Source organism: Micromonospora sp. DT31 (genome assembly GCF_049841795.1).
Taxonomy (GTDB): Bacteria; Actinomycetota; Actinomycetes; order Mycobacteriales; family Micromonosporaceae; genus Micromonospora.
This window is the reverse complement of sequence record NZ_JBNCKZ010000009.1, coordinates 12,892-38,315: the sequence shown is the minus strand read 5'-3', so window position 1 is coordinate 38,315 and position 25,424 is coordinate 12,892. Positions and strand designations below refer to the sequence as shown.

General features: G+C 67.1%; 26 protein-coding genes. 8 read left to right on the top strand and 18 right to left on the bottom strand.

Going from position 1 to position 25,424, the window contains the following annotated elements; all coding sequences use genetic code 11:
- Positions 1 to 73 precede the first annotated feature (73 nt).
- The 4 genes from ACLQ2X_RS16940 to ACLQ2X_RS16925 form a co-directional block, all read right to left on the bottom strand.
- Positions 74 to 265, bottom strand: a complete 192-nt coding sequence (locus tag ACLQ2X_RS16940; protein WP_327652732.1) for a hypothetical protein — start codon at positions 263 to 265, stop codon at positions 74 to 76.
- On the bottom strand, positions 262 to 1,122 hold the full coding sequence (locus ACLQ2X_RS16935; protein WP_073825489.1) for an FtsK/SpoIIIE domain-containing protein: 861 nt from the start codon (positions 1,120 to 1,122) through the stop codon (positions 262 to 264). The genes ACLQ2X_RS16940 and ACLQ2X_RS16935 overlap by 4 nt, the downstream gene beginning before the upstream one ends.
- Positions 1,123 to 1,231: 109 nt before the next feature.
- The gene (locus ACLQ2X_RS16930; RefSeq protein WP_425681989.1) at positions 1,232 to 2,161 is read right to left on the bottom strand and encodes a hypothetical protein; all 930 of its coding nucleotides are present in this window, start codon (positions 2,159 to 2,161) and stop codon (positions 1,232 to 1,234) included.
- Between the two features lie 120 nt (positions 2,162 to 2,281).
- Positions 2,282 to 2,611, bottom strand: coding sequence for a hypothetical protein (locus ACLQ2X_RS16925; protein ID WP_396768375.1), 330 nt, complete (start codon positions 2,609 to 2,611; stop codon positions 2,282 to 2,284).
- Between the two features lie 194 nt (positions 2,612 to 2,805).
- On the opposite strand from ACLQ2X_RS16925, the gene ACLQ2X_RS16920 reads away from it, so the two are divergent.
- Positions 2,806 to 3,555, top strand: a complete 750-nt coding sequence (locus ACLQ2X_RS16920) for a helix-turn-helix domain-containing protein (protein WP_425681988.1) — start codon at positions 2,806 to 2,808, stop codon at positions 3,553 to 3,555.
- Between the two features lie 26 nt (positions 3,556 to 3,581).
- Positions 3,582 to 4,052, top strand: coding sequence for an NUDIX hydrolase (locus ACLQ2X_RS16915; RefSeq protein ID WP_425681987.1), 471 nt, complete (start codon positions 3,582 to 3,584; stop codon positions 4,050 to 4,052).
- Here ACLQ2X_RS16915 and ACLQ2X_RS16910 read toward each other — a convergent pair.
- Positions 4,049 to 4,516, bottom strand: a complete 468-nt coding sequence (locus tag ACLQ2X_RS16910; protein ID WP_425681986.1) for an HD domain-containing protein — start codon at positions 4,514 to 4,516, stop codon at positions 4,049 to 4,051. The genes ACLQ2X_RS16915 and ACLQ2X_RS16910 overlap by 4 nt on opposite strands.
- A 470-nt stretch (positions 4,517 to 4,986) precedes the next feature.
- Between ACLQ2X_RS16910 and ACLQ2X_RS16905 the strand changes: the two genes are divergently transcribed.
- The gene (locus tag ACLQ2X_RS16905; RefSeq protein WP_425681985.1) at positions 4,987 to 7,059 is read left to right on the top strand and encodes a KAP family P-loop NTPase fold protein; all 2,073 of its coding nucleotides are present in this window, start codon (positions 4,987 to 4,989) and stop codon (positions 7,057 to 7,059) included.
- A 609-nt stretch (positions 7,060 to 7,668) separates the two neighbouring features.
- Here the strand turns inward: ACLQ2X_RS16905 and ACLQ2X_RS16900 are convergent.
- Positions 7,669 to 8,373, bottom strand: coding sequence for an HNH endonuclease signature motif containing protein (locus ACLQ2X_RS16900; protein WP_425681984.1), 705 nt, complete (start codon positions 8,371 to 8,373; stop codon positions 7,669 to 7,671).
- 232 nt (positions 8,374 to 8,605) lie between these two features.
- On the opposite strand from ACLQ2X_RS16900, the gene ACLQ2X_RS16895 reads away from it, so the two are divergent.
- Positions 8,606 to 9,001, top strand: coding sequence for a hypothetical protein (locus tag ACLQ2X_RS16895; RefSeq protein ID WP_350752124.1), 396 nt, complete (start codon positions 8,606 to 8,608; stop codon positions 8,999 to 9,001).
- Between the two features lie 168 nt (positions 9,002 to 9,169).
- Here the strand turns inward: ACLQ2X_RS16895 and ACLQ2X_RS16890 are convergent, their stop codons facing one another.
- From ACLQ2X_RS16890 to ACLQ2X_RS16870, 5 genes are all read right to left on the bottom strand, one after another.
- Positions 9,170 to 10,798 (bottom strand): recombinase family protein, encoded by a 1,629-nt coding sequence (locus ACLQ2X_RS16890; protein ID WP_425681983.1) that lies wholly within the window; start codon positions 10,796 to 10,798, stop codon positions 9,170 to 9,172.
- Positions 10,799 to 11,314: 516 nt separating this feature from the next.
- On the bottom strand, positions 11,315 to 12,196 hold the full coding sequence (locus tag ACLQ2X_RS16885; protein ID WP_151454340.1) for a replication-relaxation family protein: 882 nt from the start codon (positions 12,194 to 12,196) through the stop codon (positions 11,315 to 11,317).
- 1,411 nt (positions 12,197 to 13,607) lie between these two features.
- Positions 13,608 to 14,255: a restriction endonuclease subunit S gene (locus ACLQ2X_RS16880; RefSeq protein ID WP_425681982.1), complete on the bottom strand. Its 648-nt coding sequence runs from the start codon at positions 14,253 to 14,255 to the stop codon at positions 13,608 to 13,610.
- The gene (locus tag ACLQ2X_RS16875) at positions 14,243 to 15,916 is read right to left on the bottom strand and encodes an HsdM family class I SAM-dependent methyltransferase (protein WP_425681981.1); all 1,674 of its coding nucleotides are present in this window, start codon (positions 15,914 to 15,916) and stop codon (positions 14,243 to 14,245) included. The genes ACLQ2X_RS16880 and ACLQ2X_RS16875 overlap by 13 nt, the downstream gene beginning before the upstream one ends.
- 2 nt (positions 15,917 to 15,918) lie before the next feature.
- A complete protein-coding gene (locus ACLQ2X_RS16870; protein WP_151454337.1) occupies positions 15,919 to 16,119 on the bottom strand; it encodes a hypothetical protein in 201 nt (66 codons plus the stop codon).
- Positions 16,120 to 16,340: 221 nt separating this feature from the next.
- On the opposite strand from ACLQ2X_RS16870, the gene ACLQ2X_RS16865 reads away from it, so the two are divergent.
- Positions 16,341 to 17,921: a hypothetical protein gene (locus ACLQ2X_RS16865; protein ID WP_425681980.1), complete on the top strand. Its 1,581-nt coding sequence runs from the start codon at positions 16,341 to 16,343 to the stop codon at positions 17,919 to 17,921.
- A gap of 68 nt (positions 17,922 to 17,989) precedes the next feature.
- Here the strand turns inward: ACLQ2X_RS16865 and ACLQ2X_RS16860 are convergent, their stop codons facing one another.
- Both ACLQ2X_RS16860 and ACLQ2X_RS16855 read right to left on the bottom strand, forming a co-directional pair.
- Positions 17,990 to 18,196 carry a DUF397 domain-containing protein gene (locus tag ACLQ2X_RS16860; RefSeq protein WP_425681979.1) on the bottom strand — a complete coding sequence of 69 codons (207 nt, stop codon included), beginning with the start codon at positions 18,194 to 18,196 and terminating at the stop codon, positions 17,990 to 17,992.
- Entirely contained in the window at positions 18,193 to 19,080 is an 888-nt protein-coding gene (locus ACLQ2X_RS16855; protein WP_355667887.1) for a helix-turn-helix domain-containing protein, read from the bottom strand. The genes ACLQ2X_RS16860 and ACLQ2X_RS16855 overlap by 4 nt, the downstream gene beginning before the upstream one ends.
- Positions 19,081 to 19,468: 388 nt before the next feature.
- On the opposite strand from ACLQ2X_RS16855, the gene ACLQ2X_RS16850 reads away from it, so the two are divergent.
- Genes ACLQ2X_RS16850 through ACLQ2X_RS16840 form a run of 3 tightly spaced genes read left to right on the top strand, consistent with a single transcriptional unit; the run spans position 19,469 to position 20,491 of the window.
- The gene (locus tag ACLQ2X_RS16850) at positions 19,469 to 19,804 is read left to right on the top strand and encodes a hypothetical protein (RefSeq protein WP_425681978.1); all 336 of its coding nucleotides are present in this window, start codon (positions 19,469 to 19,471) and stop codon (positions 19,802 to 19,804) included.
- A gap of 1 nt (position 19,805) precedes the next feature.
- On the top strand, positions 19,806 to 20,087 hold the full coding sequence (locus ACLQ2X_RS16845; protein WP_425681977.1) for a hypothetical protein: 282 nt from the start codon (positions 19,806 to 19,808) through the stop codon (positions 20,085 to 20,087).
- Complete coding sequence (locus ACLQ2X_RS16840; RefSeq protein ID WP_425681976.1) at positions 20,084 to 20,491, top strand: hypothetical protein; 408 nt, start codon at positions 20,084 to 20,086, stop codon at positions 20,489 to 20,491. Before ACLQ2X_RS16845 ends, ACLQ2X_RS16840 begins: the two co-directional genes overlap by 4 nt.
- Positions 20,492 to 20,529: 38 nt before the next feature.
- Here ACLQ2X_RS16840 and ACLQ2X_RS16835 read toward each other — a convergent pair whose 3' ends face one another.
- The 5 genes from ACLQ2X_RS16835 to ACLQ2X_RS16815 form a co-directional block, all read right to left on the bottom strand.
- The gene (locus ACLQ2X_RS16835) at positions 20,530 to 20,958 is read right to left on the bottom strand and encodes a hypothetical protein (RefSeq protein WP_088991473.1); all 429 of its coding nucleotides are present in this window, start codon (positions 20,956 to 20,958) and stop codon (positions 20,530 to 20,532) included.
- A 186-nt stretch (positions 20,959 to 21,144) separates the two neighbouring features.
- Complete coding sequence (locus ACLQ2X_RS16830; protein ID WP_425681975.1) at positions 21,145 to 21,780, bottom strand: hypothetical protein; 636 nt, start codon at positions 21,778 to 21,780, stop codon at positions 21,145 to 21,147.
- Positions 21,781 to 21,803: 23 nt separating this feature from the next.
- The gene (locus tag ACLQ2X_RS16825; RefSeq protein ID WP_095563279.1) at positions 21,804 to 22,064 is read right to left on the bottom strand and encodes a hypothetical protein; all 261 of its coding nucleotides are present in this window, start codon (positions 22,062 to 22,064) and stop codon (positions 21,804 to 21,806) included.
- Positions 22,065 to 22,130: 66 nt separating this feature from the next.
- Positions 22,131 to 22,799, bottom strand: coding sequence for a hypothetical protein (locus tag ACLQ2X_RS16820; protein WP_425681974.1), 669 nt, complete (start codon positions 22,797 to 22,799; stop codon positions 22,131 to 22,133).
- On the bottom strand, positions 22,796 to 25,420 hold the full coding sequence (locus ACLQ2X_RS16815; protein WP_425681973.1) for an FtsK/SpoIIIE domain-containing protein: 2,625 nt from the start codon (positions 25,418 to 25,420) through the stop codon (positions 22,796 to 22,798). Before ACLQ2X_RS16815 ends, ACLQ2X_RS16820 begins: the two co-directional genes overlap by 4 nt.
- Between the last annotated feature and the right edge of the window lie 4 nt (positions 25,421 to 25,424).

Below are 25,424 nucleotides of genomic sequence, written 5' to 3'. Positions count from 1 at the left end.
TTTCGTGGGCGGTGGTTGGGCCGACAGATCGGGCGGCTTTCCTAGGGCAGGTCCCGGTCTGTCGGCCGTTCCTCTATCGGTGGTGCAGGTGGAGCCGGAGGAACACCCGCTGCCGGTCGTCATGAGGGCCAGCGGCGGTGGGTGCGGAGCGGAAGACGAGTACGCCCGCGTTGCGGGCGATGGCGGTCAGCGCGGCGACGTCCTCACCGGTGCCGACGAGCACCAGGTCCACCACGCGGGTCGGGACAGCAGTCCGGGTGCTCATGCCGCCGCTCCGATCTCGGAGCTGTCGTGGCGGCGGGTCCAGGCGGCGTAGTCCGCGACGCGGATGATGTCGGTGTCGCTCATGTAGGCGGCCTTGACGCGGTTCGGGATGCCGCCTTCGGCGATGAGGAAGCCCTCGCCCTGGTTGTTCGGGTCGATGGTGTTGGAGGAGAAGCCCCGGGCGTACCAGCCGTGGCCGAGGATGATGTCCGAGGACACGTCGTTGGTGCAGCGGCCGGCAAACCGCCACGCGAACAGATCCCGCAGCGACGGCGGGATGATGTCCGACGACGGGCGCTGCGTCGCGGCGGCCACGATGATCCCGACGGCGCGGCCCCGGGCCACGATGTCGCGCAGCAGCGCGGCGAACAGTTCCTGGGTCTTCTTGTCCCCGGCAGTGGCGGAGAAGTAGGCGATCTCGTCGCAGGCCACGAGGATCTGCCCGAACACGTCGTTGCGGCCGATCTTGCGGCGGCGGCGCGACATCAGGAACGAGTAGCGGTTGTCCATCACCGTCTGCACCCGGCGCAGCGTGCGGATGGCGTGCTCGATGTCCGGGCCGACGAACACGTCGGCGGCGTCCTGCCACAGACCGAGTTCGACCTGCTTGCCGTCGAGCAGGCACAGCCGCACGTCCGGGCAGAGGGCGGCGTGGCCGACGATGGTGTTCAACAGGCTGGACTTGCCCGCGCCGGGCTCGCCGCCGATGAGGATGTTCCGGTAGATCATCGGCAGGTAGACGGCCTGGCCGAACTCGTCGATGCCGAGGAAGACCGGGTCGAAGATGGACAGGCCCGCGCCGACCGGCACCGTGTCGACCGGGGTGGCGGGTAGTTCGATGGTGTCGGTGAGGTCCATGACGGGCTCCCGGTGGGTCGGTTGACACGTACGTGTCAAAGGCGGGTGAGGGTGGGAAGGGCGCGGACACTCGACCCCGTGGGGTGCTTGGTCCGCGCCGTCCCGGTGGTCAGGCGTAGTCGGAGGGGTCGAACCCGTTCGGGCTCGCCTCGGTGGTGGGGTTGCGCGGCTTGCGCGGCCGAGGAGTCTCGGCGGTGAGGGTGGCCGGGGTGTCCGGCACGTCGGGCAGGTCCAGGCCGACAGGCGGCATGCCCGGGGAGGTGGGAGCGTTGGCGGGCATGTCCGTAGGGACGTGGTCCGGCAGCGGCGACACGATGGTTGCCGCGAGCGGTTCGCGGCGGGTGATGTCCAGGCGGATCAAAGCGGCGTAGCGGCGGGAGGCGCGCATGACGCGGACCTCGTTGGCCCAACAGGCGACGGCGAGCTTCTGCACCTGGCCGTCCTGCTCCAAGTCCCGCAGGGACAGACCGGGACGCAGCCACACCCACACCCGCTCACCGGCCGGGGTCGGCTTCGCGGGCAGGATCAGCGGCAGCGAGCCGTGCCGGTTGGTGGCGATGAACGCGGCGAAGCACAGCCGCAGCCGGTGCCGCACCACCAGGCACCACACGAGCGCCATGACACGGCGGCGAACCGGGCCGACAGCGGCCGGCACGCCGACGACCAGGGCGACGACGAGCAGCGACCCCCACATCGGGGTCGACTGCATCAGCGCGGTCCAGCCGTAGACGGCGGCCAGGCCGAGCCCGATTTCCGGCAGCCAGTGCCAGAAGACGCGCAGGACCGGCCACGCCACGATCAGCGCGAACGTCACCGCGCCGAGCACAGCGCCGATGACGCTGCCGAGCAGGGCGCCCACGATCGGGTGCAGGTAGTGCGAGGCGACGGTGGCGGCCAGAAGGCCGACGACGCCGAGAACGACCCAGAAGGCGATGGTGGCCCGACGACGGTAGGACCGGGCGATCGGAGCTTCGATGACGGTGACGTTGCCCCCACGGTTCGACCAGCCGAACGGGGACCGCGACGTAGACTTGGACACGACAAGTCCTCCCAACACGGGACCGGAGTTGTTGACAGGACGCGGGCTCGCAGACGACGCCAATCACCAGCGAGCCCGTGTCCACCACTACTTCTGTTGGAGCAGATGACACGCCCGCCGCTAGGCGGCGGTGTCCAGCGGCGTCAGGCCCGAGGCCCGGAACGCCACACCCGAACGGACCTTGCCGTCCCGGTCGTTGACCCAGGGCAGCGCCTCCAAGTCGAGGGGCTGCACCGGCTGACGGACCGTCACCGGCGGCATCACGGGGTTGACGACCGTCACGTTGATGACCTCCGCAGCACCCTCGGAGAGGGCGTAGAGGTGCACGGTCCACATCGGGTTCTTCGTCTCCCGGTCGAACTTCTGCTGGCCGTTCTGGTCCAGCTTCGGCACCGGGTTGACTGACACCTCGTACGACACCCGCGAGGTGTCCAGCAGCAGACGTCCCATGACTGACTCCTTCTCTTGTGAGCTGAGCCCGTATCGCCGGGCCAGGTGCGTCCTCCTTGGACGGCAGCTCTTCTGCAATCAGGGTGCGTCGATCGGTAGTGACGAGTTCACCACGAGACATGGACGGCCAGGGACGTCTTTGCTAAGGTAAGTCGTCCCTAAAGTCGTCCCGTTGTTCACGAGCAGGAGTCCCCATGCCGAACGACCGTCTACGCAGCAGGATGCTGACGAAAGGGCTGACGCCTGGGGCACTCGCGGAAAGGCTTGGTGTCGACCCGAAGACCGTCGAGCGGTGGATCACCCAGGACCGGAACCCATACCCGCGCTACCGCCACAGGATCGCTGAGCTGCTGGACGAGAGCGAGTCCTACCTGTGGCCGGATGCGCTGCCGGCGCAGCGAGCGGCGCAGGTCAGCCAGTCCGAGGTCGTCCACATCTACCCTCGCCGCGGAGCCGTCCCGACTGACCTCTGGCAGCAGCTCTTGGAGAAGGCCACCCGACAGATCGGCGTCCTGGTCTACGGCGGGCTGTTCCTGCCCGAGTTCAACCACCGATGGGTGCCGACGCTCCGCGAGAAGGCGCTTGCGGGCGCCCAGGTGGAGTTGCTGTTCGGAGACCCGGAGGGCAAGCACATCGCCGAGCGAGGAGACGACGAGGGCATTGGCGCTGCCATGTCGAGCAAGATTCTGAACGCCCTTGCCTTCTACAAGGAGCTACGAGACCTGGACACCGTCGGGATTTACTACCACGACACGATCCTCTACAACTCCATCTACCGCTTCGATGAAGAGATGCTGGTCAACACTCACCTCTACGGCACGCCGGCCGCCTACGCCCCGGTGTTGCATCTCCGGCGCATCGGCGGAGCGGAGTTGTTCGACAACTACGTCGCCAGCTTCAAGCAGGTACTCGGGAAGAAGCGGGCCGTGTGGCCGGAGCACTGAACCGCTGGCGGTGAGAGGCTAGGACCATGGCCCGGACCGAGCACTTCAACGACCCGAACGCCCCGAAGCCGAACAGCATCGTGGTTGCGGTCACCGTCTTCGTGCAGGACGAGCTGGGCCGGGTACTCCTCATCCAGCGGACCGACAACGGCCTCTGGGCGCTGCCCGGCGGCGGCCAGGAGTTCGGGGAGTACATCGCCGAGACTGCGGTCCGTGAGACGCGGGAGGAGGCCGGTGTAGAGATCGAGGTGACCAGCGTGGTCGGGATCTACACCAACCCGAACCATGTGGTCGAGTACAGCGACGGCGAGGTGCGACAGCAGTTCTCGATCTGCTTTCGTGGTCGTTACGTCAGTGGTCAGCCGACGCCGAGCGACGAGTCCTCGGAGGTCCGGTGGGTCGCACGCGAAGAGCTGGACGACCTCACAATCCATCCTTCAATGCGGCTTCGGATCGATCACGGCTTCGACAACCGGGAGCAGCCGTACATCGGCTAGGCAGCAAGCCGTTCTTCCGTTCGACGGACAGCCTCTAACAGCGGCGCTTCCGCCTTCACCCAGAAGCGCGTCACTAGATCATCCGGTCCGTATCGCTCGCGGATCTCCGCCAGCCGTTCATCTACGGTGAGGTCTTGGCCGTCAGGCCCTGTAGTCATGTCGGCGAACCAGAGAGCGTCGGACGTCGGCGACTGTTCGAGGGGGAACTCCGCCATGAGAGCAGGCTTCAATCCCCGTTCCTCGGCTTCGTACGAGGCGCACGAGTGATGGGCGACCAGGCTTGCCAGACGCGGTTGGAATCCCTGCCGGAGCAACCATCGAGCACCATCCAGCGCATGAAAGCCGGTGTCAACGATGTCAGGGGCGTAGCCGATGTCATGCAGCCATCCAGCAGCAGCGAGCAGTTCCGCGTCATCGCCTACGAGTCGGCCCAGGCTCTCAGCTTTCGCTCCAACAGCCTGCACGTGCTTCCACCGACGAGGGAGAGCCGCAGACAGACATTGCTCAGAGAGTTGAACGGCTCGGCCGGCTAGACGGTTCACCGTGTCAGGCTACGGCTCTGGCGCTCACAGTTGTAGAGGCTGACCAGGCCCTCATGCGAGTCGAGAGGCGGACATCCCTTGGCACAGGGCAGATGATCGGCAGGTGAAGATCGTCGGCAGCCGACCTGTCGTCCTCGGCTTGATGCGTCACACGGTGGTCTCAGTTGGCGGGCTACACGTTCGGTGAGCATGCCCGATACAAAACGTGACGCCACTGTCCGCCATGCCTGGAGTGCAAAGCATCCGTTTCCGCCGACCAGCCGCGGAAGGGCCGGGCGCCATACCAGGCGTGCATGGTGTCCAGCATCCACGTGATGAGACTTTGAGTCGAACGCCCGCCGAGTCGCAGCGCGTGCTGCCCGGACGTCGGGTCCGAGTGGCACAGTAAGCCCATGGCGAGCCTCAGCGACAACCCCATCAATCGCGCAGAACAGGATCTACTCCAGCGCAGCACGGGCGCGGCAAACATCGCACGTGGTATCCGCGACGTCGATGCGTCCGGAGGCTACGTGGTTGGAGTCGTTGGTCCATGGGGCTCTGGCAAGACCTCGATTGTCAACATGGTCGGCGAAGCCCTTCGGCGCGAGCCGGCGCTGCCGGTCATCGAGTTCAACCCCTGGATGTTTTCCGGAACCGACGAGCTGGTCCAAACATTCTTCCGCGAGCTTGCCGCTCAGATGCGTTTGAAAGATCCGAAGGTCGCCGCCATCGCCGAGTCGGTGAACACCTACGCCGATCTCCTCAGCCCGGTCGAAGCCCTGCCCCTCGTTGGCGCGTGGTTCTCCCGGTTCAGGGGTGCCGCGAAGGCCGTCGCGGAGTACCAGGAAAAGCGCAGGGGAAGCATCGCGGACCAACGCCATAAGCTGTCCACCGAGCTCGCAAAGCTGGATCGGCCTATCGTGGTGATCATCGACGACATCGACCGGCTTGAGTCGACCGAGATCCGGGACATCTTCAAACTGGTTCGACTAACGGCAAGCTTCCCGAACGTTGTGTACGTCCTAGCCTTTGACCGCATCCGCGTGGAGGCCGCCCTTAACCAATCCGGATTTGACGGCCGCGCCTACCTGGAGAAGATCATCCAGCTCGGCATCGACGTGCCGTCGGTGCCGAACTCGGTTTTACTTCGGCTGCTGGGCGAGTCACTCCAAGGGGCCGTCGCTGACCTAGATGCGTTGGAAAGGTTCGACGAGGACGCCTGGCCGGACGTACTCATGGAGATCGTCAGGCCACTCATCACGAACATGCGCGACGTCGCCCGATACTGCGCCGCGGTTCGCGCTACGTCCCGCACGCTCGGTAACCAGGTCGAGCTCGTCGACGTACTAGCGCTTGAGGCCGTCCGAATCTTTCTCCCTGACGTTTTCCAGTCGGTCGTGGCAGCCCGCGACGGATTGACCACGACATCGTCAGCGAGCTTCAACTCACGATACGAGGACGCCCGCCTGAAAGAGCAGGTCGATGCAGTCGTGGCAGCGGGCGCCCGATGGCCCGATGTCGTCAAGGCCCTCATCGAGCGGCTCTTCCCGGCTGCACGGCGATACATCGATTCCTACAACTACGACTCGTCGTGGCGATCCACTTGGCTCCGGGGCCGTCGAGTCGCCCATCCCGACGTCTTCGCGCTCTACTTGGAACAGATCAGCAACGACGGCCTGCGCGCTTTCAGCAACGCCGAGAAGGCGTTCGCTGTTCTCGATGACGAGGATGCCCTCGATGCTTTGCTCCGCGGCTGCGAAACCAGCGAACTTGAGGATATCGTCAGCGCCCTCGAAGCCTTTGAGACCGAGTTCCCAACAGGTGCCGTCGTGCCGGCTTCTCGGGTCCTGCTAAACCTCCTGCCTGACATGCCGGAACGGCCACGCAGGAGGATGACGTTCGTTGATGCCAGACTGGTCGTAGTACGTGTTGTTCTCCGTCTCATGCGCCGCCTCGACTCACCTGACAAGGTGATGGAGGCAGCCGTCCAGATCCTGACCGAGGTACCGTCCTTCGCCTCTAGGCTCGAACTCATCACGATCCTCGGGTACCGAGAAGGCGCTGGCCACCGCCTCGTCTCGGAGACCGACGCGAGGGTACTTGAGGAGCGGTTCCGGGAGCAGCTGAGAGCAGAGCCCAGCAGACTCGCTGACGAGAAGGGTCTGCTTCGCCTCCTATATGCGCCCAAGTTCTTCGGGGACGACGGCGATGTTGTGCACGTGGATCCCAAGAACGTGCCGCTCGCTCGCGCGCTGCTGCTTGATGCGCAGTCCACCGTCCGCAGCCAGCAGGTGGGCTCACGCTCGGTCCAGACGGGAGTGCGACTGAGTTGGAACCCCCTCGTCGAGATACTCGGCGGGGAACCATCTGTCAAGGAGGCTGTTGACGCGCTCCGCGGCACGGCAGACGACGAGACAAAACCCGTAATCGAACTCGCCGACAAGTACCTGGCCGGTTGGCGACCGTCCGAGTGGGGCGACGACTGATCTTTCGCAGCTGTCCAAGCCGATCGCCGCATTCCACCCTGTATCCACCCGTGTGAAGAGACCTCCCACCTGTAGGTGTCACCCCTGTCCCGATACCGATGTGTCAAGGAGGTCGTGAGATCCGACGCCCTCAGGCGGAGACCCTCAGGCGGAGATTTCTGTGAGAACTTTCTGTACGTCTTCAAGGCGGCCCGCTTCGCAGGCCGCTCGCGCCGCCGAACCTGGGCCGGGCCGGTGGCCCGCCGCTCGCGCCTTAGGCCTTCGGCCACAGCGCGACCGGTGATAGCCCGCCGGCGGCGCGACATACGAAGAAGCCCCGGGCCGCCATGATCGATGGCAGTTCCGGGGCTTCGGGTTGGTCGAGACACAGGCAGTGCCTCCGGCGGGGCGCTCGGGCGCTCTGGGATGGTGGCGCCATCCCGACAACCTCCGTCCGGGCAGAGCCGAGCAGGTGGGGCCTGCCCGGTCAAGGTCGTTCAGACAGTGGGGTGCTCCACCTTGACCGGGCAGGCCCCACCCACTCCACCGGGGTGCGGACGAAGGCCGACGGGATGGTTCGGGGCGCTGAGGTGTCCGGTCGCGACGAGGCGGCCGGGAAAGAGTAGGACGTCAGTCCACTTCGTCTAGAGGTTGTGCATTTTTCCATCGATCGACGAAACGTCTTCCTGCCGCAGTGAGTTGGTAAATTTCGATAATCGGGCGGCCGTCGATAGATACGTTGTCCACGTGATGGGGTGCTGGCTCAAGGTACCCATCTTGAATCAAGTAGGACAACAAGAAGTGCGATCCACGCGTCACTTCAATCACGTCGAATTGGGTAGCCTCCAGCTTCCGGAGGGCTGGTTCCAAATGTTTAGCGGCGGCCACCATCTGCTTAGCCTCGCGTACACTATTATCGCTTTCTGGCCCGAGGCTCACTACCCGCTCCGTAGTCTCTGCCAGTTCACGTGTGAGCCCTATCAACTTCCTCAGGTCGACCATGGCGTCTTCGCGAAGTGGCAGGATGCGCGAAAAAAAGTCTAGGACGCGTCGTTCCAGCTCACCGTACCTGCTATTGACCACGGAGAGGTTTGCTTTGTACTGGTACAACGATTTACGATCAATCTGGCCACGACGATTTCCCTTGCGCCCATGGCAGTTAGCGCACAGGACGATCATGTTCTCGAAGTTGTGCTGGCGGACCTGATGCCAGTCTCTAATGTGCTCGATTTGGAGAGGGCCGACCGCACGGCAGGTGGGGATGGCGCAACGATGCCCCGCCTCAATCATGAGTCGTCTTTCGAGTTCGGCGGGCACCGGCGGTCTATCAGCCATGGATCGATCGTATCGGCAGGATCGTTGGCCGCCGGCCAGCGGTCAGCTGAGGATTGTCGGGCACTGGTGCAGTACCTCCGAGGCCCACTAGCGAGGGTCTGCAATGCAAGCGTGGACCGCCAGCGGTCCACGCAAGGCCCTGCGGCCTGGATCAATGCGCTAAGGCCTTGTCAGAAGCCCGACAGAATAAGAGCCTTCACGTTACGCACTCGCGCCCGTACCGTACGCACTCATGGCGTCGCGTGGAAGATCGAAGTTGTGGCAGTACTGGGGCTACGCGGTTCTGGCGCTGCTCCTCCTATCCCTGGGTAACAACGCGATCGGGCCGGGCATCTACGCCGTTCTAGTCGGTCTGCTGATCATCTTCGTCCTCTTCCAAGCGCCGGTGTACTGCGGCGCGATCAATCGCAAGCGTGGTGGCGTGGTCGAGTTCTGCCGCAACAACTCGACGGGGCTGGTCCTGGGATGCCACCTCAGACAGCACAAGTGGCAGAAGTTCGGGCGTGACTGGTGGTCTCTCGGCTGGCGGGAGAAGTCCAAGGGCATCTGGACCGGCGCGTCAGCGAAGCTCGCAACGGTCAGCGGCATCGTCGGCACGGTCACGGGGATCATCGGCGTCTTCAAGTAGCCCTGCGACCGGGCGCCCACTTCCCCTTGTGGCAAGATCATCGGGCACAGATCCGGCACAACTGAGGCCGACAAGAGCCGTCAAACGCTGTCAGGCAACGGAAGAGTTCGCCCAGTTCAGCGCGTCGATCCGCCCGGTTCGCCATGATCCAATCGGGAACAGAGGGATTCAGGGTTCGAGTCCCTGGCGGCCCACCGACCGCACCATTGTGCGAACCGGTGGTTCTTCTGAGGTGCCCCCGTCCGTTTCGGGCGGGGGCATTGTCGTGTCGGTGGGGATCTTGAACACGGGTATGACTCCCTGGTCGGTGAGTTGGACTTCGGCGATGAGGGTTTCGATGGCGGCTTTGCGTTCGGTGTCGCTGCCGCTGGCCATGATCGTGGTGAGGTAGTCGCGGATCAGGGCGATGGTGCCGGGTGCCGGTGGGGCGGGCTGGGCGGCGAGACCGGCTGCGAGTTCGGCGTGCCGGGTGTGGAGTTGGGCCAGTTGTTGGCGGAGTTCGCGGATGCGGGGGCCGGCGGTGGTGTCGTCCATGGTGCCGTTCTCGAACGCGGTGTGATACCGGTCGATAGCCGCCTCGGTGGTGGTGATCTGGTGGGCGAGGGCGGTGAGTTCCGCGCTGCGGTCGTCGGTGGTGCTGGCGCGTTGGGTGTGGGCGCGTTCGATCATCGCGGTCAGGACAGGTTCGGCGGTGGCGTAGAAGTCGTGCAGCGCCTTGAGGATGGCGTTGTCGAGGTCGTCGGCGGGTAGGCGGGGTGCGTCGCAGGTGGCGTGTTTGCCGTAGCGGGTGCGGGTGAAGCAGGTGTAGTAGCGGTAGCGGCGGGTCCGTCCGTTGGCGGACGTGCCGATGTAGCGCTGTCCGCAGCGGGGACATGTCAACAGTCCGGTGAGGTAGTAGTCCGAGTCGGACATCGCCCGCTGGGTTTGGACGTCGCCACGCGCTGCGGCGATGTCCTGGGCGCGCTGGAAGGTGTCCCGGTCGATCAGCGCGTCGTGGGCGTCAGGGACGTAGACGTCGCGGTAGGCGATGTCCCCGACGTAGGCCGGGTTGTCCAGGATCCGGTTGATGGTGTGTCCGGACCACTTCTTCCCGGTCCGGTTCGGGACGCCGCGTTCGTTGAGGATGGTGGCGATGGCGCGGGTACCGACGCGGTCGCGGGTGTAGAGGCGAAAGATATCGCGGAGGATGGGTGCCTCGTCGGGGTGGAGGACGAGGCGGTGGTCGGGGTTGACGAGGTAGCCGTAGGGGCGGGTGCCGCCGGCCCATTTGCCTTTGCTGGCTTTCGCGGTCATGCCACTTTTCACTCGGTCGATGATGATGTTGCGTTCGAATTCGGCGAACACGGCGAGGAGTTGGAGCATCATGCGGCCGAAGGGTCCGCCGGTGTCGACGGGCTCGGTGGCGGAGGAGAATCGGACGCCGGATGCTTCGAGGATGTTGATGAGGTCGAGTAGGTCGGCGACGCTGCGGCTGAATCGGTCGAGGCGGTAGACGAGCAGGACGTCGTAGAGGCCGGCTTTAGCGGCGTGGAGTGCTTTCCGAAGACCGGGTCGGTGGGTGGTGGCGCCGGAGGCGTCGTCTTCGTATTCAGCGACGATGGTCCAGCCGGGTTGGGACTTGACGTATTTCTCCAGGGCGGCGCGTTGGGCGTCGAGGGAGAAGGGTTGGTGTTCGTCGTCGGTGGAGCGGCGGATGTAGACGCAGACGCGGCAGGGGCCAGCGGGCCGCTCGGCTGTGGTGGGTTGGTGGGCGCGTCGGCCGCGCCGCTTGGGTGGGGCGAGGGGTGGGGCTGTCATGCGGTGGTGTCCTTCGCGGTGGAGGGGTGGTGCCGGTGGCGGCCGGGCGGGCCGCCACCGGCAGAGCGGGTTACGGGAAGAGGTCGGGGTGGTCGTCGATGAAGTGGTTGAGTAGAACGGCGAGCGCTTCGGCGGCGTTGTCGAGTTCGGTGGGGGACATGGGCACGGTCTCAATCCGCGCGATCCGCATAGGAATGGTGGTTTCTTTTCTGCGGGTGCGGGGGGTTTTCGCACCGCCGTTTGTGGTGGCGGTACCGGGATGTGGTGCGTCAGGATAGCTCCGGACGTCGTTTTCGTGGTGCGGCTTGTGGGCCACGGTCCTCCGAAAAGCGGGAAAGCCGGCTGGGGTCGGAGGATTCCGTTCATCCGTTGCTCCTTTCGTTCGAATTGCAGCCCGTCGAGTCGGGCGGGAGGGTAGCTCGGTGATCTGTCAGCGGCCGGGACTTCTATCTCTCGGTGATCTGTCAGGCGCTTCCGGCGGACTGTCGACAGATCCGTGACAGACCGGCGGGGCTGTCAGTCGGCAGCGTCGCGGTGGTGGTCGGTGTGCAGGGTGTGGTCGGCCAGGTCGGCGAGGCGCAGCCGACGCGGCCCGTCGGTGGCCCAGACGGCGTCGGCGGGGCACAGGCCAGCGGTGGTGGCGTAGTCGCGGGCGGCGGTCGCGACGGGTAGCCCGGTGGGTTCAGCGGCCAGCCGCAGCCGCAGGTTGCGTTCCCGGGTGGTGGAGTGCAGCCAGAACAGCACGGGCCAGACCTGGCCGAGGGTGCCGAACAGGTCCCGGTAGCCGGCGAGTTTGCCGGTCAGCACGTCGAGCTGTTCGCCGCCGGTGTCGTACTCGACGAACACCGGCACCAGGCGGCCGTGTTCGGCCCACAGGGCGTAGCCGTCGGGTCGGACTCGGGGCTGGTAGGCGCGGACCAGGGCGGGGTCGTCGGGCCGGGTGAACGCGCCCGAGCGGGCGCAAGCCGCCTCCGGTAGCCAACGGACCAGGTCCGCGTCGGGGTGGGCGCGGGCGTAGCCGGCCAGGTCGGTGAAGAACTGGTTCACCCCGAGCCGGTGAGCCAGAGTCCGGGTGGAGGTCCACCTCCGCCGCTGAATGCGGGCGTGGTCGCGGCGGGGTGGACGCTCGTCGCGGTCTGCGGCGACGACGTCGGCGCCGAGCTGGTCGAGCAGGTAGTGGTAGGGGTAGGAGCCGCCGTCGGGTCGCTGCGGCCGGAACCGGTCCACCAGCAGCAACTGGTGCAGCTTGCGCAGCCGTCGCTGGCAGAAGTCCAGCGACGGGAACAGGGCATGGGCGATCTGAAACGAGGTCAGCACGCCATGGTCGTACAGCCAGCCCAGCAGGACCCGGTCCCGTCTGGTCAGCTGGGACTGGACCCGCAGCACAGGATCAACCATCAGCAGCGGTCACCCCCATTCCAGTGGATGCGATGACGCACCCCTGGGGGAGAAACCCGAGACGTGGAGGGTCTGTCGGGGGACAGGTGGCAGCCGGTGACAGCCGGAGCGACCTGCGCTGTGAGTGAAGGACGGGGGTCCGTTCGGGGGGCAGGTTCAACACTGACGTCAATACGGACGCCAACCCTGACCCCCGAACGGAGATCAAGACGGGTCCTGTCAGCACCGACCCGCGACGTCGGGCCGGCCTGCCGGTGCAGGCGGTTGGAGAGGTGGGCGAGAAGCAACGAGACTCCTTGTGGAAGGGGTAGTGAGTGGACCGCCGGGTCGACGGCCCGCAGGGTCGAGATCATTCCGCTGGTGTCGCCACCGCCCCTCGGGCCAGCCAGGATCTGGGCACGGCCCTGTCTCACCCGGCGAGCGAGACGGCGCGAGCGGCAGCGGGGGTTCGTCGCTGTGTAGTTGACAAAGAACATGGCCATCCTCGGGCGGAGCCGGGCGGCCAAGGCGGAAGCGGACAGCACCCATCGCCACGGCCGTGGAACCACGACCATGGGTGACAGTTGCTCGACAAGCGGCGAGAGAACGACCCAGCGGACCACCCGGTCCTCAGCCAGGCGAAGGGCGGGACCGGGGCTACCGGGCGGCGCGCGTCAACGCGTCCAGCACGATGGGCCGGCTCAGCTCGCCGGAACCAGATCCTTCATCGGGGACCTCCCGTCAGGTAGCTCGTACGCCGACGACCGGTCGAGGACCGCGACGACAGCGAGCGCTCCACCCGGGAGCGCCCGCCCGTACGCTGATCGGCCCGGTGGCCAGGTCGCCGCACGAGGACGTGCCTCTATTGCGCATCAGCGGAACACGCCGGTCAAGTGCGATTGGCCGGTCCGAAGCGCTGGGCAGAGCGATGAACGTTCGCCTCTGTTCGCCTGCGTCCACCTGCGGTATGCAACAGTCCGCTCCAGTCCCGCCCCACCCAGGCCAAAGAATCTTGACGAAATCTCCCGTTCTCTCATAATGTGAGAAGCTGGGCGTCCGAGCGTGGACAAGCGGCGGTCTGTCCCTAACTGTCAGGATGAGATACGTTCGGCATCATGGCCCTCGATGAGCAGGACGGCCCGATAGGGGCGTGGATCAGACGGACCGAGTACGTTTCCTGCCCGGTGTGCGGTCGGTACGAAGCCAGTCCCGCCGCCGACGCCAATTTGAGCGCCGACAAGACGAAGGAACTACGTCCGTGCCCGTTCAGGGCCGAAACGGGTTGCACAGGTGTGGCCGAGGTGGACGCCTACTTCGAGGCGCCACCGAGTGAGTGGACGCACACCAACCTCACGTAGTCGTCGGCGCGTTGATCAAGTGCGCTGATGCCCGCACCGGCCCGGCTCCGCCGCGACTTTCTCAGACCGAAGCCCTACGCGTCACGACTGACGCTTGCCTCCGTCAGCACGGGATTGCCGGCGAGTATCTGCGGAATAAGTAGTCCACGTAGTGCTTGGGTGGCCTGGATGACGTCTTTATGCGCGCGGATCTTTGTGTCGATGGCCCTGGCGACCTCGGTAATGCTCAGCTGCACGGCTGTGGGCGGCAGCACGAGGGGCATTGCTCGGATCTTGCGGCCGTTGAGCGTCGGCAGCACTCCACGCTGAGTGTGTTCGGCCAGCCACTCCTGCACCGCCGGGTGGGTGAGGTAGCACGCGATGTACTCCGCGGAGATGCCTTGCTTTGCGCGGATGCGGATGCAGGAGCCGCCGAGTAGCCAGCGCTCTTGTCGCTCGGTCACCGTCGCGTGCCGGGTTGTTCTACCGATGCGCACGAACACGATGTCGCCGGAACAAAGCTCATACCGTGGCCGAAGGCGTTTGGCGGTTTCCTCGTCCACGCTGACGCTGGAGAGAATCCCCTCGGGGCCGATGTCGCCGGCCTTCACGACGGGGACGCCTCCGATCACGTACGCGGAGGAACTCAACGTGGTGCCGGATGGGCCTGGTTGCACGTCGCAGCACTCGCCAAGCTGCCGCGTTTGCCAGTCATCCGGGACGGGGCCAATCAGCGTGTCCACGACACCAACCTTTCGAGGCAGCGGTCGAGGGTCAGGTCGGCTGTTCTGGCCTCGTCGTCCAGCCGGGCCAGGTTGCTTCGCAATGCGGGAAGCGTGGGCGAGGTCCGCCGGTCGGTCACGACTTGCCGACGCTGATTCAGATAGGTGCTGGGCTGAAGGTCGTAGCTGTGCTCCCGGATCTCCGTCACCGTCGCTGTGGTGGCGGCGAAGTCTTCCGTCGCGATCGGGAGGGCGGCCGTCTTGTTCATCCATCCTTGATACGCGTCGAGGACTGCTTGGCAGCCGAGCTCTGTCAACACTCGGTGGGTAGGGCCGATCTTGCGAGTCGCTCCCCGCGCATCGACGAAGAGAACCTCCTCGCCTGCAGTGTCGCCAGGATGAGCCAAGATCCACACTGTTACCGGGACCGTGGTCTCACGGAACAGGTGACTGGGCAGCGCGACAACACAGCGAACGGCTCCACGCTCGACCATCGCCCCCCGGATCTCCCGCTCCCGGACGGTGAGCGCGAACGTGGCGTTGTAAGGCATGATCACGGCAGCCCGGCCGCCGGGCGCGAGCGCCTCGACCGCCGCCTGCAACCAGGCCATGGTGACGTTGTGCGGGGAAGGCTCGCCGTACGGCCACGGGCGTGCCGATCGGGCCGTGGGAAGGCTCCAGTTCCTCATGCCGAACGGCGGGTTGAGCAGCACGACGTCGAACCGGCCCGGTTCGGCGTCGATCTCCCCGGGGTCCGACGGCGGCCCATCTCCGAGGTCGATCCGTATGCCGTGGATTGCGGCGTTCATCGTGGCGAGGCTCCAGGTCCTGGCCGTCGCAGCCCGTCCGGTCAGCGCCACTGGTGAACCCGATCCGGCCATGCGCGTCATATGTTTCCCCGCCGCCACCAGCAGGTTTCCCAGGCCGCAGCAAGGGTCGTGCACGCGGCTCCCGGGTGCGGGATCGACCATCCGCACCATCAGACTCGCCAGCCCAGCCGGAACCAGGTACTCGTCTGGGCTGCTGTGGCGGAACCTGGCGAACTGGTCGAGCAGGTACTCGAACACCTTGTCGCCGGGTGTCCGGACGTCGTCGAGGATGCGAACGATGTTGAGGAGCTGATGCCGTCCGTAGACGGTTGCTGGAGCGTCTCGAAGGACTGTTGTGGCAGTCGAAAGGGGCGCCGCCCGCCGCTGCCATGCCTGCGTGACAACACCATGAATCGTGTCTATGGAGGATCTCGATATCGCCGCCCAGTCGACGGGGGAGGCATCTCGCAGACACAGTAGGGACAGGACGATGGCCTCGAAGACTGCCGGTACCTCGCTCTTGCGTAGCAGCCGCTCCAGGGGCGACCACAACCGCTCGTCGAGTAACTCCGCCGCCGGTTCAGGCATTGGATCAACGGTAGCTGGTGGTACTGGATACCCGACCGCGGAGCGGAACCGTTCCCCGTAGGTCGTTCCCTGACGCTCGCCGGGCAGCAACGCTGGACGCGGGATCCGGCGGCCATCGAGCCACGCCGCCACCGCCGACGTCAGGTAGCCATCCTGGGATCCGCGCCGAATGAGCTGAGGAAAGTTCTTGGGATGCCTACGCGCCCAGTTGCTCACCGCCTGGGGGGTGACGGCTGCGGCGTGAGCCACCTCCTCCTTCGTCATCAGCTGCTCCACGGTGGACATGGTCAGCGCCCCTCTCGGTTGCTGCCACGGGAGCTACCTCCCGGGCGGACCGATCCCCGCACCGCGCGGATCAGCTGCGTGAGGTGACGGGTCCGCCGCTCGCTCATGATGACCCAGCCAAGGAACAGCACCGGTAACAGAATCGCACCCATGATGTACGGCCCGGGGAGATCACCGACCAGCTGCGCCAGCCTCGCCGCCATGCTGCCTCCTCCTATGAGATTTCGTTGTCGCACTCGAAGCTAGGGGCAGCAGCCCGACGAGCGAAGCGCGTATCGATGATACGCGGAAGTCTGTTTCGCCGCTGTCCGGTCGTAGCGGCGAAGGGCGGCGGTATCCCATCGTGGGCAAGGGAGGCCAGCTCAAACTCGCGCAAGGGTGTCGATCCTTGCGGATCAGGCCCTGACAGTCGAAGGTCGAGGGCGTGCAGATATGGGATCCGCTGAAGGAACACCAGCTGCTGTTGCTGCGGCGGATCGGCGACGGAGACGACCTCAGCGGACCCGACGGACTCGACCAGCGCCACTCGGCTCGAGCCCTGCAGACCCGCCGGCTCGTCGACATCAGCCGCCGGAGTGGTGTGTGGCGGGCCCAGATCACTGACGCCGGCCGCTTCTACCTCGACAACGGCATCCACCCCGACCACCCCGACCGGCTCTTGCCCGGCAGGGCGACACCCCGCCAGCGCACCCGGACCGCCACCACCTCCAACCGCAGTGGGTCGGCTTCGAGCCGGTCGCCAGTCGGTGGCGGCGCCACATCGGCCGACTCGCCGCAGCCTCCGCCCACCGCAACAGTCGAGCAGGCCCGAATGCTCGTGGAGCGCCTGCGGGCCGAGGGCGGAACCGTGCGAGTCGAGAGCCCCGACTCCGAGGAACGTGCCCTGTATCGGCGGGTCATCCATGCGGCCAAGCAGCACGGCCTTGTACCCGCCGGCTTCCACCTCAAGCACACCGGCCGCGCCGCCGGAGACCTGATCATCCGGCTATCCAGCGACGACGACCCGAACGACAGGGATTGGAACCGGATCCGGCTCAACACACGCCGCGTCACCACCGATCCCGGCCTCGTGTTCGCCGCGCTGGAGAAGAACCCGGCCGGACTGGAGGTTACGAAGGAATCTGTCCCTCGGGCGCTGGACCTGATCCGTGGCCTCGCCGCGGAAGCCCGACGGCGGGGCCACCGGGTCGGGGTGAACACCAAGACGAAGAACCCGTCGGTCTACCTCCAAGTCGACAAGACCCGTCGCAGAGTCCGGTTGATCGAGGAGTACGACGAGATCCCCCACGTCCCGACCGAGCAGGAGGCTCGGCAGCTACGACGCAACCGGTGGATGGTGCTCCCCAAGACCGACCGGGTCGCCTCCGGGCGGCTGCGCATGGAAATTGCCCGCGCCGGCTGGGACAAGAAGGACACCTGGGCCGATGACAAGCGGACCACCCTGGAGAAGCGCCTTCCCCGCATCATCCGCGACGTCGAAGCCGGCATCGCCGCCGACGAGGAAGCCAAGCAGGCTGCTCAGCGGGCCCACGACGAATACGTCGCCGAGCTGAATCGGCGGGAGGCCGAGGAGCGTCGCCGCTGGCAAGCGGCCATCGACGAGGCCCGCCCCCAGGCCGCGGAACTCCTGCGCAAGAAGGCGTTCCGGCGGGCCTACGACTCCTGGATCTCAGCCAACGAGATCCGCGCCTTCTGCGACGCCCTCGAACACACCGCACCCGACCATCTGGCCGACTCGGGCAACCGCACCCGATGGATCGACTGGGCCCGAGCCGCCGCCGACCGCCTCGACCCCACACAAGGGGAACGAACCCTCGCCGAGATTGGCTTCGACATCGAGCCGAAGCCCGGCGACCTGCGGCCCTTCATCGGCGACTGGAGCCCCACCGAGCCCCGGCGCGAATACCGCTCCGAACGCGACCAACAGGCTATCGACGCGACCCGGCTCCAGGCCGATGCCTGGCACCACGGCATGCGTGGACGCGCAACCTGGTGGCGCAAGTAGCGGCCATGGGCAGAAGCGCGGCCCCGCTCGTCGACGGCCTGTTGGGCCCGTCCGACGAAGGCATTCGCCTACTGATGGGTGAAGTGCCCGCCCTTTGCGCCGACCAAGAAGCTCGTCCAATCATCCCGGCGGAACAGGAGAGCCGGGCCCGTTGGGTCCTTGCTGTCCCGGAGAGCTACCGCGTCGGCGAGGTCGGCGACCTCGACGCATTGGCCGTTCCCGCTGGACCGGGTGCTCTTCTTCCACTGGGCGCGGGACAGGTCAACTGGGGTCATCCTGTACCTCCTTCCTGACTGATTGCCGCAGCGTGTTCCTGGATCAGCTTGATCGAGCTGGTGGGGTCGAGTGCGGTGGCGCGGAGGTGTTCGAACGTGCTGGTGTAGCGGCGGACGTCTGCTTCCCGTTCGAGGAATAGGTCGCCGGCCATGCTGTCGACGTACACCAGGGCGGGGTCGGCTGGGTCGGGGAAGTCCATGACGACGAACGAGCCGGGCATGCCGGCGTGCGCTCCGGAGGTGAACGGGATGACTTGGAGGGTGACGTGGGGTTGGCCCGCCGCGCTCACCAGGGCGTCGAGCTGTTCGGCCATGACGGCTGGTCCGCCGGTCAGCCGGTGCAGGACGGCTTCGTCGAGGATCGCCCAGAGGCGCAGCGGCTCTGTCTTGCGGAGCGACTCCTGCCGCTGCATGCGTGCCTCCACTCGGGCCTGCACGTCCGCGTCGGTCGCCAGCGGCAACACACCCCGGATCACGGCGCGGGCGTAGTTCTCGGTTTGTAGGAGGCCCGGGACGAAGAGCGACTCGTAGTTGCGGACCGAGCGGGCTTCGGCTTCGAAGCTGATGTACGTGGTGTAGAGCTCCGGCAGTTCTGACTCGTATGCCTGGAGCCAGCCCAGCTGTGCGGCCTGGCGGGACAGGGCGATCAGCTCGCTGCGCTTGTCCTCGTCGGTGACGCCGTACTTGTCCAGCATCGCCATCAGGGTGCGCCGCTGCGGGCGGACCTTGGCCGTTTCGATGCGGTAGAGGGTGGCGGGATTGATGCCGGTCTGCTCGCTGACCTCGTCGCGGGTGAGGCCGGCGGCGGTGCGCAGGCTGCGCAGCTCCGCCGCGAGCCGCCGGAGGCGCACGGTGGGCGGTTGCCGTCGAGCTGACAACTCCATGTCCCTTCGCTCCTGTCGTAGTCAGAGTGTGCCCGCCGTGCGGATGCAACCTCCAGGCAGGCCAGGCAAGTGACGTACATGCGAATGCAATCCTTGCATTATCACTAGTGCATAGGCACTATGGGCGTGGGTGTGTCAGGCCGGTGCGGCCCACGAAAGCCGCGCGGTACGGCGGTGGGCTCGCGCTCCCAGGGGCCCACCGCCCGTCCGGCCCCGGACGCCTCTCGACGGGACGCAGCCCGTCACCCGAAGCGGGCTGCGTCCCCCACGAGAGGCCGAGTCAGGGAGGCAACGCAGTGGTTCCATCCCTCGTCCTGGCGGTGGTCGCGATGCTCGGCTTCGCCGCCGGACTGTTCCTGTTCAAGGTCAAGTCCCGATGGTGCCGACGGTGCGGGTCGGCACTGAACTGCCCCGACTGCGGAGGCCGCAGATCCCGACCGCATCCCGGCCGGACGAGTTGGACGAGCGGACTGTGACCCCCACGCCGATCACGCCTGTAGTCGCCGTCGCACCCGGCGACGTCGTGCACCTACGCGAACAGGACTACCAGCACGGCAGCGACCCGCTTCGACTGCGGATCGTCTGCGTCCGCCTCGACCTCAGCCTTTGGTACGACGGCGAGTGGGTGTGGCTCGAAGGCATCGAAATGCCCTCGCCTGGCCGCGCCGGACGCTTCCGGCAGGTACTCGCCCGCGTCGGCGCCCTCCCACAGCCGCAGGACTGACATGGCCGCCACCGTCTACCTATCCGCAGCGGCCATCGACCAGCTCACGACCGCGCAGCGAGCGCTCGACGAGCACGTCACCTCCAGCGCCACCGGCTACTGCCTGCGCTGCCAGCTCATCGGCCCCTGCCCCACCAACGAGCAAGCCGCCGCCACCTTCACCCGCTACGGCCGCCTACCTCGACGAACACCCGGCGCGACCCGACCTCAGCTCATCAACGCGCGCCGCATCACCGCCGGCCCCGATCCCGCAGCCGACCTGACCCGGAGGTACCAACCGTGACCCTGCCCGACATCGCCGCCGCGCTACGAGACCTGCACGTCTCCATCAGCCAACAGCAGGACCTGACCAAGGTCATAATCCAGGACGCCGAGAACGCCCGAGCCGAGTTCCGCGCCCTGACCACCGGAGCCACCAACCCCCTGGTCAACCGTGCACTGGGCAACTACGCCCAAGGCATCGTCAAGCTCCGCGACGGCTCATGGCTGCTCGCCGAAGCCGGCGGCATCCTCGCCGAATACGCCCGAGCAATCGGCATCGACATGCCGCCACGGCAACCGACCGAGGGCAAGCGGAAGGCCGAGCCGAATCCTGACGAGCAGAGCGACACCGGTCCCCGCCAGCCCGGCCCTCAACGGCTCCCGCAAGCCGACGAACCGGCACCGCGCGACCCGTCGGCTGGCTGACCCTCAAGGACGTGGTGGAGTGCGGTGACGGCCGGCGTTCAGCCACCGGCCGTCGCCACCGCCACCAAGTGCTTACCGACGAGATCCTGAGCCTGCTTCACCTCGTCCACGCCCTCTTCGAGGCGGACAGGCGCCTGCCGGCAAGCACGCACCGCGCTGTTCAGCAGATTGTTGCCCCCGCCCCGGCTGACCTTCTGGAAGTGGGCTTGAGCCTTGTTCACCGAGTCGACGACTTCGGCGATGCCGCGTCCTACCTGATCGAGCGTCTGCAGCACCATGCTCAACTCCGCCATCACTGAACCGATCGGACCGCCACCCCGCCCGGCGGTGATCCGATCCAGTCCGGCGTTCATGGCCCGCCCGGCCAGGCCGCCGACTTTCATACCGGCGTAGGCGGCACCAACCGCGATCAGAGGGGAAGGGTGATAACCGGCAGCGTCGGCGGCTGCAGTGGCCGCGACGGCTATACCGGCCCCTGCCGCCTTGCCGATCTTCTCGCTGACCTTGGTGATGCCTTCCCGAGCAGACTCGACGGCGGTGTCACGTACAGCTCCCGCTGCCGCCGTGAGCGCTCCGGCCGCCTTCCCACGCGTGCCCGGGACTCGTGCGTCTCTCGTTCGACCTCGGCCTTGTCTGCCCAGCCCGAACATCGTTTACTGCGCCGGTTCCAAGAACGCGCACCCGGCGGCAACCAGCATGGGAATTACCTTCGCCGCATCGAGCGCCAGCTCACCCGCTGTCATCTCGTCGATGTCCTCACCGCTAGCGCGTTGCTCGTCCGCGAGCTGGGTAGCGATTGCGCAGGCGTCCCACAAGGAGCCAACCGTCGAAGAGAACGCCCACAAGTTGTAGACCGTGAAGTTCACCTTGACGAGGGCCTGCCCGTTATGCCCGATGAGGCGTCGGTCCGGCTCCTCGGGGGTGTTGCCCATGCCTTCCGCGAGCGGGTGGAGCTTGATCCGCCGGAACGGCTTCTCCAGCTCGCTATCCGGGTCGAACTCGATCAGTAGCCCCCGGTCAAGGAGTCGCTCGATGACCGGCACCGGGTTGGCAGGCCCGTTGCCGGCTACGATCACGTCCCGCTGAAGTGTCTCGCGGTTGACCTCCAAGCGAGCGTGCCGCTCTGGGTCGAGGAAAGCTCGTCCCCACACCTGGAACTCTTCGTCGGTCAGTTCCTCGGAGTCGTTGCCGAGGCGGACCTCCCAGTACTCCGGCTCCGGATCGGGCGGGGTGACGTACCGGTAGGAGGGGCCGAGGTTGAGGCCGACGGGGACGATGACGGTGGGCATCGGGGGACCTTCCGGGGTCGGTGTCAGAGGACGGCGTTGTACTTCTCGGTCTGGGCGATGGCGGCCTGGATCAGGCCGGCGCCCTCGCCGAACTTCTGCTTGGCGGCGCTGAGTTTGCCGATGGCGCCCATGACGGCCGGCTGCTGGGTGCCGGCGGCGAGGGCCTGGAGCACGGCGATGGCCCGGTCGACCTGGGCGTTGACGCCGGCGAGCTGGGCGAGCGCCTTGTCGGCTTCGGACTTGCCGTGGGCCAGGCCCGCCTTGATGTCTCCGATGGTGGCCACTGGATGTTCCTCCCCTGGGTCGTGGTGTCCAACGCCCCGCCACCGGCGGCAGGTGCGCCTGCGGGTTCAGCCTCGGGTGGCAGCGATGAAGATGAACCACAAGATCGGCATGCCGACAAAACAGATCACTCCGCCGGCCCGGGCGGACCGAGTGCCCCCTCCGCCGATGCGCGGCTGACCGACAAGGCTGATCGTGAGGTAGCCGGCGAAGAACGCCAGCGCGGGCAGCCCACACAGCGACCAGGGCACGAGTTGCCAGGGGATACGGCCGAGGTCGGCGTCGGGGCTGACCGCGAACATCAGCAGCGAGGCGAGGGTGCCGAGGGTCGCCGCGGCGGTGTAGACGAGCGCGTTACGCGCCAGCGGCGTGAGCCCGGGCAGCAGCGGTGGTTGCGCAGCCTGCCGGTGGGCGTGCTCGGCGGCGGTATCGGCCGCGTCAGCGGCTGCGACGGCCCGGCGAAGCGCCTCGGCCGGGTCCGGGACCGGGCTGGGGGCGATGCCGCCGATGTGTGGCTCGGGCAGGCGCAGCGTGGCAGCGAGCTGGTGAAGGTGTTGTCGCTGGGCCGCGAGCCGGTGAGTGATCTGATCGAGGGCGACCTGCCCGCTCCGGCTTGTCACGGCCTGCTGCTCGGCTCGTGAGCGTTCGTCCTGTAGCAGGGCGGCGAGACGGCGGGCGTGGTCGGTGTAGGCGGCCCAGCCGCCGTCACGGGGCATCGGGGTGACGGGGTCGGTCATGTGAGGTCGTCGATCTGGTCGAGGGTGCCGGGGCGGACGTAGGGGACGATGAGCGTGCGGCGGTTGTCGTTACGGTCGATCAGCAGGGCCCGGTTGGGTCGGGACTGCCACTCGGAGGCGTAGTCGCCGAGCAGGGAGCCAATGTCGCTGCTGGGCAGGTTGAGCGCGACGAGGCAGGCGACCTCACCGCCGCCGGTGGGGCCGACGTCGTCGCTGAACCGGCTCAGAGTGCGCCACCAGCCGAGCAGGTGCACGCCGTAGCCGGGGCCGCTGGCCAACACGGCCCGCAGGTCCTCGTGCCCGGAGCGGTAGGTGGCCGGGTCGCTAGTAGCGAGGAGGTTGCTCGCGGCGTCGGCGCCGAACACCACCAGGTACGTCACCTGCGCGCCAGCAGAGTCGGGCGGCTGCGCGAGGTAGACCAGATGCGTCCGATACTGGGGCAAGGTGATTGTTTCGCAGGGGTGGCCGGCTGCGGTGATCGCCTCGACGGTGGCGTCGGCGGCCTCGTCGGCGGCGGCGACAAGCGGCGCGACGAGGAAGCGAGCGGTGCCGGGAGTGTGCTGACGGGCCAGGCTGACTGCGGCCGCGTACAGAACATCGGCTCCGACCGGGGAGGTGCCGAGCACTGCCAGATGGCTGCCGGGGGTGGCGTCGAGGGTGAACCCGACGGTCGGTAGACCGACGTCGACGGCGCGGCCGACCAGGGCCCGCCGTCGCCGTACATCAGGTGTCAGGCGGGTGAAGGTGGGGTCGGCGTCGGGGTGCTGCTCGGCGTACCCGGCGAACACCGCGGGTGGCGCGTCGCCCGGCGGGCGGGCGTTCCACAGCAGGTGCCGCTGCGCGGTCACCGACGCGGCGTCGGCGTTCGGGAAGCGGATGACCCGGTTCGCTCCCGGTATCCCGGCCGCTGCGTTGACGACTGCTGCGCCGATCGGAAGGTTGTCGGCGCCGTCGTTGAGCTGGTCGAGGATCCCACCGCCGCCGGCAAGCGCGACCCGCAGCGGGAACTGCCCGAAGATTGACTCGGTCTTGGTGAACAGCGCCTCCACCCCCGAGATCGTCTGCGACGCCAGGACCAGGTGGATGCCGTACGAGCGGCCCTTACGCGCCAACTCCTCCAGCAGCGCCACCGCCTGCCGGGCCACCGCGTCGTTGCCCTCGAACAGCACATGGAACTCGTCGATCACCGCCACCAGCCGCGGCATCGCCACGTCCGGCCGCCCGGCCCGCAGGTCGGCGAGCTTCGTCACCCCGGCCCGCTTCATCTCCGTCGCCCGCCGGGTCATCTCCCGCGACAACGTGCGCAGCACCGCCAGCCCGTACTCCCGGTCAGACTCGATACCCACGGTGCGGGCATGCGGAATCCACGACGGATCCACCGTCGACGGGGTGAACTCCGCGAACGACACCCCCTCCTTGAAGTCCAGCAGATACAGGCCCAACTCGTCCGGCGAGTAGCGCGACGCCAGACCGTAGAGCACATCCAGCAGAAATACGGTCTTGCCCGACCCGGTACGCCCACCCACCAGCCAGTGCGGCGTCGCATCATCCAGCGCGAGCACGCACTCGGCCCGGCCCTCCCGGCCCACCACGGTCCGCAAGCCCCCGACCGACGACTCCTGCCACATCTCGGCCGGCATCAACGCCGTGAAATCCGTGGACGCCTGCACCCGCGCGGCTTTCGCCAACCTGCGACAGACCGCCTCGACCAGATCGTCCGGCGGGCCAGCGTCCAGCCGCATCGGCACCGCCAAGCCCGTGCCGTCAGCGCTGAACCGGTACGGACCCGGCGGGTCAGAGACCCGAAAGGACCCTTCACCGGCCGCCGTCAGTTGCGTCGTCCGCTCCAGGCGAGGCGCCGCCTCCAGCCCCGGGTGCTGTGGCGGCGGATAGCCGGCCAACAGCAGGAACACACCCGCGGCCGGACCGGCGTGCGCGATCGCCGCCAACCGCGACCACTCCGCACGCCCCGCGCCCTGCGGCAGCGCCGCAACGCACAACAGCAGCACCGACGGATTCGCCTCGCCGGCCTGAACCCGCTCGATCCGCTCCTCCGCCTCAGCCAGCACCTGCTGGAAACCCGGCAGGTCGATTGCGGGTCGCCGCCAGGCCTCCGCCTCCACCATTGCGCGGAACGGGCCGAACACCGCCCCGAGAGTCGCCCCGTCCACGGCCGTGACCCGAAGCGCGCCGTCCGGCAACGCCGCAAGCACCCGAAGCAGCAACCCGCGCAGCCACCGCGCTACGGACGGGGCGCGGGCGTCGCTATCGATCGCCAGATGACCGGCACCCACGAACGGTACGACAACACCGAAGACGCTTCCGGCGGCTGGTGACGCCTCACCCAGTCGAACAGCAAGCGGGCGACCTGCAGCCGCATCTACACCTGTCGGAAGGGCCGCGGCGGCAGCGTCCAGCCGGCAACCGAGCCAGCCCGGCGTCAGTCCCTCGGCCATTCGCTGCATACCGGCGGTGAAACGCCGAGCATCTTCACTGGCCTGCGCCGACACACCGTTCCCGCCGGCACCAGCGCGCAACCGCGCACGGGCGGCTTCCGTATGCGATACCGCTTCTCGATGCGCTGTCACCGCCCGGCCGAAGGCCGACGCCACCGACTCCATGCCA

Excerpts from the sequence above, each read along its gene's own strand:
- ACLQ2X_RS16905 (WP_425681985.1), top strand. The coding sequence starts at position 4,987 with ATGGCGAGCCTCAGCGACAACCCCATCAATCGCGCAGAACAGGATCTA.
- ACLQ2X_RS16845 (WP_425681977.1), top strand. The coding sequence starts at position 19,806 with ATGGCCGCCACCGTCTACCTATCCGCAGCGGCCATCGACCAGCTCACG.
- ACLQ2X_RS16885 (WP_151454340.1), bottom strand. The coding sequence starts at position 12,196 with ATGGTTGATCCTGTGCTGCGGGTCCAGTCCCAGCTGACCAGACGGGAC.
- ACLQ2X_RS16830 (WP_425681975.1), bottom strand. The coding sequence starts at position 21,780 with ATGCCCACCGTCATCGTCCCCGTCGGCCTCAACCTCGGCCCCTCCTAC.
- ACLQ2X_RS16875 (WP_425681981.1), bottom strand. The coding sequence starts at position 15,916 with ATGTCCACCGTGGAGCAGCTGATGACGAAGGAGGAGGTGGCTCACGCC.
- ACLQ2X_RS16900 (WP_425681984.1), bottom strand. The coding sequence starts at position 8,373 with ATGGCTGATAGACCGCCGGTGCCCGCCGAACTCGAAAGACGACTCATG.
- ACLQ2X_RS16890 (WP_425681983.1), bottom strand. The coding sequence starts at position 10,798 with ATGACAGCCCCACCCCTCGCCCCACCCAAGCGGCGCGGCCGACGCGCC.
- ACLQ2X_RS16935 (WP_073825489.1), bottom strand. The coding sequence starts at position 1,122 with ATGGACCTCACCGACACCATCGAACTACCCGCCACCCCGGTCGACACG.
- ACLQ2X_RS16870 (WP_151454337.1), bottom strand. The coding sequence starts at position 16,119 with ATGGCGGCGAGGCTGGCGCAGCTGGTCGGTGATCTCCCCGGGCCGTAC.
- ACLQ2X_RS16895 (WP_350752124.1), top strand. The coding sequence starts at position 8,606 with ATGGCGTCGCGTGGAAGATCGAAGTTGTGGCAGTACTGGGGCTACGCG.
- ACLQ2X_RS16820 (WP_425681974.1), bottom strand. The coding sequence starts at position 22,799 with ATGACCGACCCCGTCACCCCGATGCCCCGTGACGGCGGCTGGGCCGCC.
- ACLQ2X_RS16915 (WP_425681987.1), top strand. The coding sequence starts at position 3,582 with ATGGCCCGGACCGAGCACTTCAACGACCCGAACGCCCCGAAGCCGAAC.
- ACLQ2X_RS16940 (WP_327652732.1), bottom strand. The coding sequence starts at position 265 with ATGAGCACCCGGACTGCTGTCCCGACCCGCGTGGTGGACCTGGTGCTC.
- ACLQ2X_RS16920 (WP_425681988.1), top strand. The coding sequence starts at position 2,806 with ATGCCGAACGACCGTCTACGCAGCAGGATGCTGACGAAAGGGCTGACG.
- ACLQ2X_RS16925 (WP_396768375.1), bottom strand. The coding sequence starts at position 2,611 with ATGGGACGTCTGCTGCTGGACACCTCGCGGGTGTCGTACGAGGTGTCA.
- ACLQ2X_RS16855 (WP_355667887.1), bottom strand. The coding sequence starts at position 19,080 with ATGGAGTTGTCAGCTCGACGGCAACCGCCCACCGTGCGCCTCCGGCGG.
- ACLQ2X_RS16860 (WP_425681979.1), bottom strand. The coding sequence starts at position 18,196 with ATGACCCCAGTTGACCTGTCCCGCGCCCAGTGGAAGAAGAGCACCCGG.
- ACLQ2X_RS16815 (WP_425681973.1), bottom strand. The coding sequence starts at position 25,420 with ATGGAGTCGGTGGCGTCGGCCTTCGGCCGGGCGGTGACAGCGCATCGA.